Origin of the sequence: Tannerella sp. (assembly GCF_052170195.1) — a bacterium.
Taxonomy (GTDB): domain Bacteria; phylum Bacteroidota; class Bacteroidia; order Bacteroidales; family Tannerellaceae; genus Tannerella.
Genome location: NZ_JBQNAZ010000030.1, coordinates 25,298 through 39,852, shown reverse-complemented (window position 1 = coordinate 39,852; position 14,555 = coordinate 25,298). Strand labels below are relative to the sequence as shown.

The window sequence follows — 14,555 nt, the reverse complement described above, 5'->3', positions numbered from 1 at the left end:
GGATTGAACAGCAATCTAAGCAAACTCACAAAATACGTTTTAGAGGAAAGGTAAGAAAAATTGTCATTGACCAATGGTTAATACTCGAACTTTCTTATCTTTGTCCCCCGAATAGATTGTTTACGTATGAATTCGGAAGAAAAAGAAATCAAGAAAAAAACGTTTTTGATCATGGCCATCGTCATCGTGCTGCTGGCACTCGTCGCCGTGGGCTATGTCATTTATCACCAGCGGCAGCAGATGGCAGACATGGCCGAAATATTTGCGCTCGAAAAAGAAGAACTTTCCGACGAATATACCGAACTCTCCCTCCAATACGAAGGATATAAATTCAGCGTAGGCAACGACTCGCTCGTAGCGCTGCTGACCACCGAACAGATGAAGGTGCAGCGGCTGATGGAGGAGCTTCGTACCGTCAAAGCCACGAATACGCGACGCATCACGGAGTTGAAAAAAGAACTGGAAACGCTCCGAAAAATCATGCGTAATTATGTGATACAAATCGATTCGCTGAATGCCGAAAACGGACGCCTGCGCAACGAAAACGAACGGGTGACGCAGCAATATCGGCAAGCCACGTCGGCAGCGGCACAACTGACGCGCGAAAAAGAAAAACTGACCGAACGCGTCACATTAGCCAGCCGCATGGACGCTACCGCCATACAGGTGCGTCCCGTAACTTCGCGAGGCAAGGATGCGAAGAAGATCGACAAAATCGCACAACTCGTGCTCACATTCCACCTGGCTAAAAACATCACCGCACCGGTGGGCGAGAAAAATATCTATGTGCGCATCATGCGTCCGGACGACGATATTCTGACCAAACCTAACTCCGGCGTATTTGCATTCGAGAACAGGAATATTTCTTACTCGATGATGAAAACGATCGAATACGAGGGCGAGGAGTTACCTGTAACGATGTATTGGGATGTAGCCGAATACCTCTCGCCCGGGACCTATCGTGTCGATATCTTTGCCGACGGCAACCTGATCGGTCGCAAATCGTTTACCTTGCAAAATTAAACGCAAAGCCGCTTTTTTCGTACATTTTTTTGCATGATGTCGGAATTATCTGCTATTTTTGCAAAGAATATTCGTCAAACTTTAAATTAATTCGTGATGCAAAACAGACGTGACTTTATCAAACGAGCTTCATTATTGCTCGCAGGTGGCATGGTGATGCCGAATTTCTTGTACTCCCGTAGTAACAGTATCAGTCTTCAGACCGGCTCAAAACATATCGGTTTGCAACTCTACTCGTTGCGGGACATGGTCAAAGATGCCGGAATCCGGAAAACACTCGAAACCGTCGCACAAATGGGCTACAGCAATCTGGAAACGGCAGGGTATAACGACGGAAAAATTTACGGATTGGAACCGGCCGAGTTTAAGAAAATGGTCGACGATTTGGGAATGAAAGCGACAAGCGCACACCTTGGACGTGAACTGAGCGGCGACTACGAAGCCGATATGGCTTGGTGGAGCAAAGCGATCGACACGCACAACACAGCAGGATTCAAATACATAATCATGCCGTGGGCTCCGCTGAAAGGTGAACGGGCTACGCTCGACAATATCAAACGTTACGCTGATTATTTCAGCGAGATCGGGCTCAAAACGGCCGCTTCGAGTATCCGGTTCGGTTATCACAACCATGATTTCGAATTCAAAGGCAAGATCGATGGAACGCCCCTGTACGATCTGCTTATGGAGCATACGAGCGCTGACCATGTGTGCTTCGAACTCGATGTATATTGGGCACAAAAAGGCGGATACGATCCGGTGGAATACATGAAGAAATATCCGAAGCGCATTCAACTGCTTCATATTAAGGATGAAACAGCGATCGGCACACAGAATGTCGTAGACTATAAAGCCGTATTTGAGCAGGCTTATGCCGCAGGGGTTATTAAAGATTGGTATGCTGAAATAGAACGTTATGACGGTACACCCGAAGAAGACGTTAAGAAAAGCTATGACTTCCTTGCCGCTGCCGACTTTGTGAAGTAAGTAAAAGAAACAGACCGGTTTTTTCTGTCCATCGGGAACGGGAGGATGGAAAACCGGCCTTTTTCGTTTCACACTCTTTCAATATATATCCATTACAACTTGCCTCAAAAAGAAGTACACATAAAAACATGAGAGGTACAAGATTTATCCTTCCTGCAATCTTTTTGTCGGTAAGATTTTAGACGGAGAAACGTTGCTTCTGTACATCAACGGTCTGATCCGATCTGTCAGATTGTTCAGAGTTCTGTTACCATACAGTTAGGGTATATCTATGTCCAAAAATAATATCAAAATGATGAGAAAAACGATTGTCGCGTTTATGGCCGGATGCTGTTTGCCGGTCATGGCGCAAAGCTGGCTTCCCTTCAAAGAGCGGGCGGCCAGACAAGCCGGCTGGAAAAAACACGAGGCTGTCGCATTGCTCGACAGCACCGGAGTCGTCGTAGCCGATAACGGATCGGGGAGCTTCACGATCCGTCAGGTTGTGCAAGTGAAAAACAAAGCGGGTGCGCTGAAATACAGGGTGATCAAATACGATTACGATCCGTTGACGGCCTTTGCCGAGTTCAGCCGTGCCACAGTATACAAGGCCGATGGCTCGCAACGCACTATCGATGTGAGTCAGGCTTGTGACTATGCGGCGCCGGCACGTGCCATCTACTGGGGGGCACGGCAGATCATGTTGGAAATCGGTGCGCTCGATGCCGGGGATATCATTGATTACGAGATCAGCAAGAAGGGTTTTACCTATGCCCTGCTGGCAGCCGGCGACGAAGAGCGTTTCGTGCCTCCCATGCGCGGACAGTTTTACGATATCGTACCGTTTTGGGTGGCCGTCCCGACCGTTTCAAAAATCTACACGGTAGACATGCCTCGCACGAAAGAAGTACAGTATGAGTTTTATCAGGGCGAATGTCGGTCGTCCGTTCGGCTCTCAGGCGATCGTAAAGTGTTGAGCTTTTCCGTCTCCGACGTACATCCTTTCGTGAAAGAACCGAACATGGTCGATCTCTTCGATGTGGCGCCCAAGCTGATGATGTCTTCTACGCCCGAATGGAAAGACAAATCGCTTTGGTTTAACAAGGTAAATGAAGATTATGATAGTTTCGCCGCCGATCCTGAAGCCCAAAAGAAGGTGGACGAACTGTTACGCGGCAAAAAGACCGAGATGGAAAAGATCGCGGCGCTGACCCACTGGGTGGCCGACAATATGCGCTATTCGGGCATCTCGATGGGGAAAGGCGAAGGTTATACGCTGCATACGACGAAGATGAACTTTACCGATCGTTGCGGCGTCTGCAAAGACAAGGCGGCTCTCCTGATCTCGATGCTACGGATGGCCGGCTTCGAGGCTTATCCGGCCATGACGATGGCAGGATCACGCATCGAAACGATTCCAGCCGACCACTTCAACCATTGTGTGACGGTCGTGAAGCTGTCAAGCGGACAATACATTCCTCTCGACCCGACGTGGGTGCCTTTTCTGCGCGAGCTCTGGTCGAGTGCAGAGCAACAGCAGCACTATCTGCCGGGTATTCCCGAGGGATCGGGCTTGCTGGAAACGCCGGTATCGCCTCCCGAAAATCATTATCTCAAGCTCTCGGCGCATACTTCGGTCGATACCGATGGAACACTGCGCGGCGAATTTACGGTCACCGCCGAAGGACAATCGGACGGTAGCGTCCGCCGTCCTTTCACGCGAGGTTTTATGACCGATTGGCGGCAAGCAATGGAGAACGAGCTGCTGCAAGTGTCGCCGCAAGCTCGTATGCTGAACGTCGATTACGGTACGAATCCGAAAGACTACACCGCCGGACCGATACGCATCACGATGAAATTCGAAATCCCCGATTACGCGCTTACGGGCGACGGGGTACTGATGCTCCGCCCTATCTGCGGACGATTGTATCAGAGCACACGCACTTACCTGCGCATCGATACGGAGCGGGACGATCGTCGCTATGCGTTCAAAGACGCTTGCTCGCGTCTGGTCGAACTGAAAGAGACGATGACCGTGCCGGCAGGATATACCATGCGGAGCGAAGCAAAGGAACAGCGAAAAACAAGTGCTGTCGCCGATTTCATCGGTTCGTTGAGTCAGCAAAACAATAAAGTGAATATCAGCCATCAGCTGACGTTGCGCAAGCGCGTGTATGACGCGGCAGACTGGAACGGCTTTCGTACAGCGGTCAAAGCGCATAAAGACTTAGCCGACGAATGGTTGATTTTTGAAAAAAAATAAATGTAAATACGACACAGGATGAAAAAATACAATCTACTGATCATCGGCTTACTCGCTGTTGTTACGGCCATGGCGCAGCCGGAAGCGGTTTTTGACAAAATCGTCAAACAATATACATGGAACAGAGACGGAAGCATGATTTTCCGATACCGGAAAGAGTTGACACTGAACACGCATTTCGCGTTCAATAACTTATACGGTGAAACATTTATCGTTTATAATCCGGAATTCCAGACCCTGAAAATTAACGAGTCTTACACGAAGCAGGCCGACGGAACAGTGATCCGCACACCGGACAATGCTTTTAACGAGGTGCTGCCGTCTTTCGCGGCTGACGCTCCGGCATATAATCATCTGCGGGAAATGGTCGTTACCCATACGGGGCTGGAAATCGGCGCCACGATCTGCCTTGATTATACGCTCACTACCCATGTCGGATTCTATCCCTTTCTCGATGTAGCCGAACAGTTGCAGGAGCACTCACCCGTGAAAGATTATCAAATAGAAATTACGCTGCCTGAGGAAGAGAAACTTACTTATGGCCTGAATGCGTTAAGAGGTGAGCCGGTCGTTCGTCAGCACAATAGCATGACAACATACGCATGGAATTTCCAGAATATTCCGGCTTTCCCGATGGAATCATATACCGCCGGAAAGGCATCGCCCATGCTTTTCGCTTCGAATGCGGAAGGAGAAAACGGTGTGGCGTGGCTCTCGGCAATGAAAGTCGATCCCGAAGCATGTACATCGCTTGTCGCTAAATTGTTGGAAGGCAAGCAGACGACCGATGAGAAGCGCTCGGAGATTCTGCGTTACGTGGTCGATGAGATCGCCACCTCTCAACTTCCGGTACTCCTGTCTGCCAAAATTCGTCCACCGGCCGAAGTTTTGCAATCGGCTTACGGTACACTGGCAGAAAAGGCGACTCTGTTGGCCTCCATGCTGTTGGCCGCGGGATTAGATGCCGAGATCATGATGAGTTTTCCGTCTTTCGCTACGCCGATAGCCGTCCGTGCAATCTCCGATATTCGAGTGAAGTCCGGTGATCATTATCTGTCTCCTTTACAAAAAGATGCACTCGATCCGGCGCTACGTGCCAGTCTCGACCAATTCTGGCAGACGGGAGAAAACGGCGTGGGGCTGATTCAGCTGGATGAAAAACAGATGACCTTAGGCTATCAAGCGCACATTGCACTGAATGATACGATGGCTAATGTGAACGGTACCTTGATAAACAGCGAAGATGCGACAGCCCAAGCCGACTTTAGTCGCCAACAAGCGCTCCGGCCGAACAACGGTTATGCATTATACACTTTACCGGCTACCGATAAAGGAATTGACAGATGGCGGCTACGACTGAACAGTACGCGTACTCAACCGATGGAACTGCCTTGCCGAATCAAAGAGACGTGCAGCTATACGCTGACGGTCGATGGCTGGGACGTTGAAACACGCCCCTTTCGGAAAGAAATCAGCAATCCGGTCGGAAAAATCAGTTTGACGATGCATCGGGAAGACAGCCGACTGATCATTCGTCGCGAAATTGAACTCCAAAAAACGATGATCGAACCGAACGAATATCATGCTTTCCGCTCACTGGTGCTGCTTTGGAAAAACGATGCGTTCCGCACGTTGATCCTGAAGAAAAAATAAAACACCGGAGAACTTATATTTCAAGAGACTACGCCATTTTTAGGAAAGGTGTAGTCTCTTTGTTTTTCTGCCTGTCAAAATGACCGACACGAAGTGTTAAAATGAAGTGAAAGCCCTCTTTTTATCGTTAAACGCGGTTAAGTGCCGAATGTAGCCGTTAAAAGTGTTAAAAAATCACCTTCAAAAGGAATAATTGCATCATTTTTGAGTTTTCTTTGTTGCAGAAAAGTGTTAAATTTAAATGTTCAACTAAAATATCAGAAGTATGAAAACAATGTGGAAAAAAGGATTGGTAGTTGTTTTTGTGGCTGTAGTAAGCTTTGTTACAGCCATTGGCGCAGTAACCTATATGGTAAAATACAATGCGACGGTACGGGCAGCCTTGGTCGATGACGGTGAAGGTACTTTCAAACAACCGCTTCGACTGACAGGCTATCATGCCAATGCGGCAGAAAATACGGATTTTACGTATGCTGCCGATATGGCTGTTCATGCAGTGGTACATATCCGGTCGACGGTCAATGAGCGTTCGTCCGGTCGCGGTGAATATTTCGATCCTTTCGAATTCTTTTTCGGGAACGGACGCGGTTTTCAGGAGCGCACACCGCGTCCCCGCTCAGGCTCAGGGTCGGGAGTCATTATCTCGACCGACGGGTATATCGTGACAAACAATCACGTAATCGAAAATGCGGACGAACTCGAAGTAACGCTGAATGATAATCGGAAATTTCCGGCTAAGATTATTGGTACGGACCCCAATACGGACATCGCACTCATCAAAATTGAAGCGAAAGACTTAAAAACCCTGTCGTTTGGCGATTCCGAACAACTTAAAGTCGGCGAATGGGTGTTGGCTGTGGGAAATCCGTTTAACCTGACCTCGACGGTGACAGCCGGTATCGTCAGTGCCAAGGGACGCGCCATCATGTCGGGCAACACGAACCTGAATAAAATCGAGTCGTTTATCCAAACCGATGCAGCTGTCAATGCCGGAAACAGCGGGGGGGCATTAGTGAATACGAGAGGAGAATTGATCGGAATCAATACGGCCATCTATTCGGAGACCGGTAATTTCGCCGGTTACTCCTTCGCGGTACCCATCAGCATCGCCGGCAAAGTCGTCGCCGACCTGAAGCAGTACGGTACCGTGCAGCGTGCCATCCTTGGTGTTGTCATACAAAACGCCCAGGCAGCAAGCCAGAACGACAAAAAGGTAAAAGAACTGGAGGGCGCTTATGTGGCAGAATTTGCTCAGCGCAGCTCGGCTAAGGAGGCCGGTGTCGAAGTAGGCGACGTGATTACATCGGTCAACGGTGTACGTATCCGTTCGAACAATGCCTTGCAGGAGCAAATCAGCAAATATCGTCCGGGCGATAAAGTCAAACTTGAAGTAAACCGTTACGGAGCGATCAAGGACTTTACGGTGGAACTGCGTAATTCGCAGGGTGGAACAGATGTCGTAAAGAAAAGCGGCGATGCAGCCGAAATGCTGGGAGCTGCTTTCCGCGAACTGAGCGATGCACAGAAGAAAGAATATGGGGTAAGCTACGGAATTGAAGTCAACGGTATCAGCAAAGGGAAAGTACAGGAAGCCGGTATTCGGAAAGGATTTATTATCATGGTCGTCAATGATCAGAAGATTTCGACGCCCGAAGATTTGTTCCGGATTGTAGAGAAGATACAAAAAGGTTCATCCGAAGAACAGGGTTTGTTTATTAGAGGATTCTATCCGGACGGCGGAACACGGCTCTACGCGATCAATTTTTCGGAATAAACCAATCGGTCGGCGAGATTGTTATAGCGTTATAAAATGATAAAAACATGGGGGCACGCAGTTCGTGCACAAAAAAGTATTATCTTTGCACCCCCATGTTTTTCAACTATTCATTGAATGAGACAGTTAAAAATTACAAAATCCATTACCAATCGCGAAAGCGCTTCGCTGGATAAGTATCTTCAAGAGATTGGTCGAGAAGATCTGATCACAGTCGAAGAGGAAGTAGAGTTGGCACAAGCCATCAGAAAAGGTGATCGGAGGGCGTTGGAAAAGTTGACTCGGGCTAATCTGCGATTCGTGGTATCCGTTGCAAAACAATACCAGAACCAGGGACTTAGCCTTCCCGACTTAATCAACGAAGGCAATTTGGGACTGATCAAGGCCGCAGAAAAGTTTGACGAGACGAGAGGATTCAAATTTATCTCGTATGCCGTATGGTGGATTCGTCAATCTATTTTGCAAGCATTGGCCGAACAGTCACGTATCGTACGTTTGCCGCTCAATCAGGTAGGCTCGCTGAATAAAATCGGCAAAGCCTTTTCACGGTTCGAGCAGGAGAACGAACGGAAGCCTTCTCCCGAAGAGCTTGCCCAGGAATTGGATATCCCGGTGGATAAAATTTCGGATACACTCAAAGTGTCCGGACGTCATATCTCCGTGGATGCACCGTTTGTCGAGGGCGAAGATAACAGCCTTTTGGATGTGTTGGTGAACGATGATGCTCCGAATGCGGATGGAACGTTGATGAACGAATCGCTGTCGAAGGAAATCGACAGGGCGCTTGCTACGCTGACCGAACGGGAAAGTGACATCATTAAGATGTTTTTCGGTATCGGATGCCAGGAGGTAACATTGGAAGAGATCGGCGATAAATTCGGGTTGACCCGTGAACGTGTACGCCAGATTAAGGAGAAAGCAATTAGAAGGTTACGGCAGGGAACGCGCAGCAGGTTGCTGAAAACGTATTTAGGTTAAAACAAGAAAGAGGGTTTGCATCGGTTTGAGCAATTCTTTCTTATGAAAAAGTCCCGGAAGTGCAGTCTGCTTTCCGGGATTTCTTTTTTTTCGGAATGGAACAAAATCATTGTTGTCGTCCGATAAAAGTTATTCGAAACAAAGAGAGTCTCTTTTATCGGACGAACCATATTAAAATAACTGGTATTGTTAAATTAGTATAGAGCATCGCTTTTTTATAACCCTACTGTTTGGATTATGAAGGTTTTGGGTTTTGCAATGTTCCGAAAAACTATAGCAATTTAACAATACCTTTGAAGTCAGACCCAAAGGCTGTCTTTGTTTTTAAGACAACCACTGGGATAAGTGTCTGTTTTTGCATATAACATTCTTGGGTGGATGATGAGTCATTGTTCCGATCGGGCTTTGAATATGTTTAAAACAGCTACGATCAAGGTTAATAAAACGCCGATTATTAAAACCACATCAACAATTCTGTGTTCGTTTATATACACAGTTGTTGCGTAGCCTATTATCAACAAGCAAATAAACAGAACAAGAAGCGATGAAATGATTTTGGTTCGTTTATTCATCGTGTAAATAGTGAACGTGATTATCTTCAACAATTTCGAATAAAAGAGCATGAACTTACGACCAAACGTCCCATCCCGATCCATGCAGCAGGTACAACACCAGCAGTCGTGATAGATCCAGCTAAAGAGCCTGCAAAACCAAGCATAGCAAGACCACAATCCAAGGTCATTTCTTTTGCTTTTCCACCATTAAGAACTTCCATTTGTTCAAAGCTAAGTTGTTCCATAAGAGATAAATTTATTTAGTACAGCAATATTACTGAATCAAAATTATATACTTTTTTTATTTTAACCAAATTTTATGTGTTAAATATTTTAATTATTTGATTTTCAGTTGATTTTATGATAGGGGGATTGTTGCAAGCCAAAAAACCGTTCTGAAAAATTTCAATAACAGAATATAACTGATAATTCTTACAGCTTCTTCTTCGTCACAGACAGGTCATGGCTTCACTTCCTCCAACTCTTCCAATTCTTTCAGATTTTGCAGCATGATCTTAAAATTGCGCGAAAAAATCCGCTTGTATTCAAACACAGCGCCGACACTGCCTCCACCGAAAAGGGCGAACAGCAATCCCCAGAACCACAAAGGAAATGTTTCTTCCAATGTGAGTAAATGGACAATCAATGTAATAATCAGCAAAGCGCCGATCACATCGCTCACTATCGCCATACGTCGTTCAGGTATCGAATTTGCTGTAACGGCTCGGTGGTCAATTGCTTGGCCAGCGATTGGTAGTAGAGTTCTTCCATCTCAAGCAGTTCTTTCGCAAAAACGCCCCCACTAAACGTAAGGGCGTAAAGGATTAAGAAAAGGTGGTAGTTATTACGCATAAACTTTATTCACTATTATTTTTTGAGAGAGAAAATGGCTATCATCTTTATTTCTGTTCCGAATCAACAGAATTATTATGATAATATTTTTTCAAATCTCTTTTTGCTGTGATGGCAAACATAATTCCACAAAATGGAGGAATTATACATAGAAGCCTCCTTATTAATGAAGAGTCAGCGATATTTAATACGACAAAAAGCAATAAGTACAAACACGCTTCCCCAATTACGGTATTTAGAATAAAGCACCTATTCTTAAGGGTTAAATGTTTCCTTCTAATACAAATCCATGCTACAATCATACATGCAGAAGCAATTAGAATCATATAGGCATTTACATTTGACGAAAATGCCATATTTGAAAAATCCAATAACCATAATCCGATCAAGAAAATACTGGCTGTTATTAGCAGCCAGATAAGCCAAACAGATTTGCTGTTCATTTTCATATACATGATAACAATATACCACCATAAAGGCCAGCTACTGCCCATAGTGCACCTCCAACACTCATACCACCCGAAACTGGTGCTGCAGCACAACCACCAATAAAGACAAGGACAGAAAAGGCAGCTCCTCCAACACACATGGCTCCATCTCTAGTACTAGGCCTACGTGCACCACCATTAAGAACTTCCATTTGTTCAAAGCTAAGTTGTTTCATAAGAGATAAATTTATTTAGTACAGCAATATTACTGAATCAAAATTATATACTTTTTTTATTTTAACCAAATTTTATGTGTTAAATATTTTAATTATTTGATTTTCAGTTGATTTTATGATAGGGGGATTGTTGCAAGCCAAAAAACCGTTCTGAAAAATTTCAATAACAGAATATAACTGATAATTCTTACAGCTTCTTCTTCGTCACAGACAGGTCATGGCTTCACTTCCTCCAACTCTTCCAATTCTTTCAGATTTTGCAGCATGATCTTAAAATTGCGCGAAAAAATCCGCTTGTATTCAAACACAGCGCCGACACTGCCTCCACCGAAAAGGGCGAACAGCAATCCCCAGAACCACAAAGGAAATGTTTCTTCCAATGTGAGTAAATGGACAATCAATGTAATAATCAGGAGGGCGCCGATCACATAGCCTACTATTGCGATACGTCGGAAGAATCGATAGGCACGTTCTACCTTTCTGATTTTCGCACAAACAGATTCCGAGAAATCGGTTCTATGGATTTTCAGAATTAGCATCATGGTTGTCACAATAGCACATAAAAGATAGACTAACACCATCATATTAAACACTTCTACAAAACCGCGAGCCCGACCTTGTCCCCATAGAAGAATAGGAATACCGATCATCATGATCACCAACCCTACGACAGAATAACCGATCATTTTGTTGGATGCTTTGTCCGATTGGTCGAGCAATATTTTCCGTATAATTGCCGACTGTAATCCTTCCTGTTGTTGCATACGCTGATCGAGTCCCCTCCATGTGTCTTTTAACTTTTCCAGTTCCATTGTGTTGTAATTTATTGATTAGACATATTGATTAGTTTTTCTTTGGTACGTTTCAGTTTTACGGCCACATGACTCAACGACAGACCGGTGATATCGGCAATTTCCTGATAACTTTTCTCTTCGAGGTAGAGCAAAATGACGGCGCGTTCCAGCGTTTTGAGTTGACGAATCAGACGATACATTTCTTTGATTTCTTCCGTCATGTCTTCGGGTTGAATAAAGGCATCCTGCAACGACGACAAGTCGGCAGAATGTTCCATCTTTTTCTTTCGGAAACCGGAGATGCACGTATTGAGGGCGATGCGATAGATCCATGTGGAGATACTGCATTCCCCTCGGAATTTGGGGTAAGCCGTCCATAAATTGCATACCACATCCTGATAGAGGTCGCTGAGCGGAGTCTCTTCCGATGCATAGAACGAACACACTTTATAAATCACACGCTCGTTTGCCTTAAGCATGGCAATGAACGTTTCTTCCAAATCCGTTTTCTTCATTTTTTCCGATTCTTTTTTCTATTAGTCGGCTAAGCGATGAAAAACTTACAAAAAGAGAAAAAAACTCTTACGAAACGTTCGAATATCCGCGGATGATGAAATAACGGTTTGAACCATGCGTGCACCGTCGCATGGAGCATGCGTAGACCGTCACATGGGTTACAGCTTTCCGGCTGCGGCTTCGTCGAGACAGTAAACGAGGTTTCCGGCCGGTGCGACGCGCGTAGCCGGCAACGCGAGGTTCTTCTTGCGTATCACCTCGTCGAGAATCTCCTGCTTGCCCGCTCCGGTGCAGAGGAAGACCACTTCTTTGGCGCGATTAATCACACCGCCGGTAAGGGTAATGCGCCGCTGTCCGCTTTGCGGATGAGCAGCTAAAGCCACGATATCTTCCGTATCGAAAAGCGACAAGTTATCGGGGAAGATAGAGGCCGTGTGACCGTCTTCGCCGATGCCGAGGATGATCAAGTCGAACTGCGGAAAACCGTCGGCAAAGGGTACCTGTTCGCGGATGCTTTGGTCGTATGCGGTCAGGGAACGACGCTCGTCAGGTTCGTACCGGACGGGAAAAACCGATGTTTCGGGCACGATGCCCGAAGCGATCAGGATACGATGGAAGACGCCGAAGTTACTCTCGTCGTCGGTTTGCGGCACCATCCGCTCGTCGACCCAGAAGAAACGTATCTTCGACCAGTCGGTTTGCATGTACTTCTCTGCGATGGTATGAAAAAGCAGTTTCGGGGTAGAGCCGCCGGACAGTGCGACGTTGGCTCCTTTTTCGGCCATACGTGACAGCAATCCGGCCAGATGCAGACAAGCCTCTTCTGCCGTATGATATCGGTTCAGTGTCATCAGAGTTCGCAATAAGAGTTATCGGATGTCAGATTTTTGCAGGGGTAGCGCCATTCGTAGCCGTCGGCAGCGAGCAACGCATCGGCCTGTTCGGGGCCCCACGAGCCGGCAGGATAGCCATACACCGGGATGGCCGGATTTTCGTGCCAGGCCTCGAGGATGGGCTGCACAAACTGCCACGTAGCTTCTACCGCATCGCCACGCTGATAGAGGGTGGCATCGCCTGTCATGCAGTCGGACAGCAGCCGTTCGTAAGCGTCGGGGATGTGCCGTTCGTCGAGTGACGAGTAACGAAAATCCATGCCGACCTGATCGACGTGGAAACCGGCTCCGGGCACTTTCATCCCGAACTTGAGCAGAATGCCTTCGTCGGGCTGGATGCGTATGACGAGCTGATTCCCGATGTTCTCGATGTCGTTCTTACGGGCGAAGATCCGGTGCGGATTGGGACGGAAATGCACGACAACTTCCGTGACGCGCGTAGGCAGACATTTGCCGGTACGAATATAGAACGGTACCCCGCTCCATCGCCAGTTGTCGATGAAACACTTCATCGCCACGAACGTTTCCGTCTTCGAAGCCGGATCGACCCCTTTCTCGTCGCGGTAAGCCTTTTGTGCGACGCCCCGAATCGTCGACGAGGTGTACTGTCCGCGCACCACGTATTCGGGCACCTGCTCCGCTGTCATCCGCCGCAGGGAGAGAAAGACTTTCAGCATCTCGTTACGGATGGCATTGGCGTCGGACGACACAGGCGGCTCCATCGCGGCGATGGCCAGCAACTGGAGCAAATGATTCTGAAGCATATCGCGCAGAGCGCCGGCCGTTTCGTAATAACCCGCACGCGACCCGACCCCCAGCGCCTCGGACGAGGTGATTTCGACGTATTCAATGTAGTTCCGGTTCCACAGTGGCTCGAAGATGCTGTTCGAGAAACGTGTTACCAGCATATTTTGAACCGTCTCCTTACCCAGATAATGATCGATACGGTAGATTTGCTCCTCGTCGAAATACCGGAGCAGTTCGCGGTTCAGCTGCACCGCGCTCGCGTAATCGTGTCCGAAAGGTTTTTCGATGACAAGGCGCTTCCATCCTCCCGTCTGACAGGCCAACCCCGCGTGATGCAGCGACTCTGCCACGGAGGCATACATAAACGGGGGTATGGCAAAGTAATAAAGATAATTGGCATTGCATACAACCGTTTGCGAGAGCGACTCGAGGCGTGTTTTCAACCCCTCGTAATCGGCCGGATTGTTCGTGTCCATCGCATGATAGTGCAAGCTCGCGGCAAAACGTTCCACCGATTCGTCGTCGACGAACGAAGCCGGAGCAAACTGTTTCACTCCGCCGGCCATTTTGTCACGAAACTCGCCGTCGGTCAGCGATGCGCGTCCCACCCCGAGTATCCCGAACTGTTCGGGCATCAGTCCCTGATAATACATATCGTAGAGCGCGGGGATCAGCTTGCGCCATGTCAAATCTCCGGATGCTCCGAAGATTACCAATATAAAGTTTTTCTGTTCTTTTATTTCCATGTTCCTGTTTTCTTGTCCTGTTATTTTTGACAAAGGTAGCATAAATCCGTCATTATCTCTCTCGTTGCGGCAGAGAATTATGACGAACGATATCCCAAGAACGTATGACCGAATGCTGAAGAACAGTCAGGC

The 14,555-nt window shown here is 47.2% G+C and carries 13 protein-coding genes; 6 read left to right on the top strand and 7 right to left on the bottom strand.

The features are described from left to right. Positions 1 to 126 precede the first annotated feature (126 nt). The 6 genes from ACTTKA_RS08840 to ACTTKA_RS08815 all read left to right on the top strand — a co-directional run bounded on the left by ACTTKA_RS08840 (position 127) and on the right by ACTTKA_RS08815 (position 8,657). Positions 127 to 1,023 carry a hypothetical protein gene (locus tag ACTTKA_RS08840; protein WP_442724750.1) on the top strand — a complete coding sequence of 299 codons (897 nt, stop codon included), beginning with the start codon at positions 127 to 129 and terminating at the stop codon, positions 1,021 to 1,023. Positions 1,024 to 1,119: 96 nt separating this feature from the next. Then, the gene (locus ACTTKA_RS08835) at positions 1,120 to 2,010 is read left to right on the top strand and encodes a sugar phosphate isomerase/epimerase family protein (protein WP_442724749.1); all 891 of its coding nucleotides are present in this window, start codon (positions 1,120 to 1,122) and stop codon (positions 2,008 to 2,010) included. A 295-nt stretch (positions 2,011 to 2,305) separates the two neighbouring features. Beyond that, entirely contained in the window at positions 2,306 to 4,252 is a 1,947-nt protein-coding gene (locus ACTTKA_RS08830; RefSeq protein WP_442724752.1) for a DUF3857 domain-containing protein, read from the top strand. Between the two features lie 18 nt (positions 4,253 to 4,270). Then, the gene (locus ACTTKA_RS08825; RefSeq protein WP_442724748.1) at positions 4,271 to 5,905 is read left to right on the top strand and encodes a DUF3857 domain-containing protein; all 1,635 of its coding nucleotides are present in this window, start codon (positions 4,271 to 4,273) and stop codon (positions 5,903 to 5,905) included. A 265-nt stretch (positions 5,906 to 6,170) separates the two neighbouring features. Continuing rightward, positions 6,171 to 7,679, top strand: a complete 1,509-nt coding sequence (locus ACTTKA_RS08820; RefSeq protein WP_442724747.1) for a Do family serine endopeptidase — start codon at positions 6,171 to 6,173, stop codon at positions 7,677 to 7,679. 117 nt (positions 7,680 to 7,796) lie between these two features. Beyond that, on the top strand, positions 7,797 to 8,657 hold the full coding sequence (locus ACTTKA_RS08815; RefSeq protein ID WP_124750303.1) for a sigma-70 family RNA polymerase sigma factor: 861 nt from the start codon (positions 7,797 to 7,799) through the stop codon (positions 8,655 to 8,657). A 598-nt stretch (positions 8,658 to 9,255) separates the two neighbouring features. Here the strand turns inward: ACTTKA_RS08815 and ACTTKA_RS08810 are convergent. The 7 genes from ACTTKA_RS08810 to zwf all read right to left on the bottom strand — a co-directional run bounded on the left by ACTTKA_RS08810 (position 9,256) and on the right by zwf (position 14,423). Beyond that, positions 9,256 to 9,456 (bottom strand): hypothetical protein, encoded by a 201-nt coding sequence (locus tag ACTTKA_RS08810; protein ID WP_442724746.1) that lies wholly within the window; start codon positions 9,454 to 9,456, stop codon positions 9,256 to 9,258. 215 nt (positions 9,457 to 9,671) lie between these two features. Next, positions 9,672 to 9,902: a hypothetical protein gene (locus ACTTKA_RS08805; RefSeq protein WP_442724745.1), complete on the bottom strand. Its 231-nt coding sequence runs from the start codon at positions 9,900 to 9,902 to the stop codon at positions 9,672 to 9,674. Further along, a complete protein-coding gene (locus ACTTKA_RS08800; RefSeq protein WP_442724744.1) occupies positions 9,893 to 10,063 on the bottom strand; it encodes a hypothetical protein in 171 nt (56 codons plus the stop codon). The genes ACTTKA_RS08805 and ACTTKA_RS08800 overlap by 10 nt, the downstream gene beginning before the upstream one ends. 879 nt (positions 10,064 to 10,942) lie before the next feature. Continuing rightward, entirely contained in the window at positions 10,943 to 11,539 is a 597-nt protein-coding gene (locus ACTTKA_RS08795) for a hypothetical protein (protein ID WP_442724743.1), read from the bottom strand. A gap of 11 nt (positions 11,540 to 11,550) precedes the next feature. Further along, positions 11,551 to 12,036: a sigma-70 family RNA polymerase sigma factor gene (locus ACTTKA_RS08790; protein ID WP_442714392.1), complete on the bottom strand. Its 486-nt coding sequence runs from the start codon at positions 12,034 to 12,036 to the stop codon at positions 11,551 to 11,553. Between the two features lie 159 nt (positions 12,037 to 12,195). Beyond that, entirely contained in the window at positions 12,196 to 12,888 is a 693-nt protein-coding gene (pgl, locus tag ACTTKA_RS08785; protein WP_442714393.1) for a 6-phosphogluconolactonase, read from the bottom strand. Continuing rightward, positions 12,888 to 14,423, bottom strand: coding sequence for a glucose-6-phosphate dehydrogenase (gene zwf / locus ACTTKA_RS08780; RefSeq protein WP_442724742.1), 1,536 nt, complete (start codon positions 14,421 to 14,423; stop codon positions 12,888 to 12,890). Before zwf ends, pgl begins: the two co-directional genes overlap by 1 nt. Positions 14,424 to 14,555: the final 132 nt, after the last annotated feature.

Excerpts from the sequence above, each read along its gene's own strand:
- ACTTKA_RS08830 (WP_442724752.1), top strand. The coding sequence starts at position 2,306 with ATGAGAAAAACGATTGTCGCGTTTATGGCCGGATGCTGTTTGCCGGTC.
- zwf (WP_442724742.1), bottom strand. The coding sequence starts at position 14,423 with ATGGAAATAAAAGAACAGAAAAACTTTATATTGGTAATCTTCGGAGCA.
- ACTTKA_RS08800 (WP_442724744.1), bottom strand. The coding sequence starts at position 10,063 with ATGCGTAATAACTACCACCTTTTCTTAATCCTTTACGCCCTTACGTTT.
- ACTTKA_RS08805 (WP_442724745.1), bottom strand. The coding sequence starts at position 9,902 with ATGGCGATAGTGAGCGATGTGATCGGCGCTTTGCTGATTATTACATTG.
- pgl (WP_442714393.1), bottom strand. The coding sequence starts at position 12,888 with ATGACACTGAACCGATATCATACGGCAGAAGAGGCTTGTCTGCATCTG.
- ACTTKA_RS08790 (WP_442714392.1), bottom strand. The coding sequence starts at position 12,036 with ATGAAGAAAACGGATTTGGAAGAAACGTTCATTGCCATGCTTAAGGCA.
- ACTTKA_RS08820 (WP_442724747.1), top strand. The coding sequence starts at position 6,171 with ATGAAAACAATGTGGAAAAAAGGATTGGTAGTTGTTTTTGTGGCTGTA.
- ACTTKA_RS08825 (WP_442724748.1), top strand. The coding sequence starts at position 4,271 with ATGAAAAAATACAATCTACTGATCATCGGCTTACTCGCTGTTGTTACG.
- ACTTKA_RS08810 (WP_442724746.1), bottom strand. The coding sequence starts at position 9,456 with ATGGAACAACTTAGCTTTGAACAAATGGAAGTTCTTAATGGTGGAAAA.
- ACTTKA_RS08835 (WP_442724749.1), top strand. The coding sequence starts at position 1,120 with ATGCAAAACAGACGTGACTTTATCAAACGAGCTTCATTATTGCTCGCA.
- ACTTKA_RS08815 (WP_124750303.1), top strand. The coding sequence starts at position 7,797 with ATGAGACAGTTAAAAATTACAAAATCCATTACCAATCGCGAAAGCGCT.
- ACTTKA_RS08795 (WP_442724743.1), bottom strand. The coding sequence starts at position 11,539 with ATGGAACTGGAAAAGTTAAAAGACACATGGAGGGGACTCGATCAGCGT.
- ACTTKA_RS08840 (WP_442724750.1), top strand. The coding sequence starts at position 127 with ATGAATTCGGAAGAAAAAGAAATCAAGAAAAAAACGTTTTTGATCATG.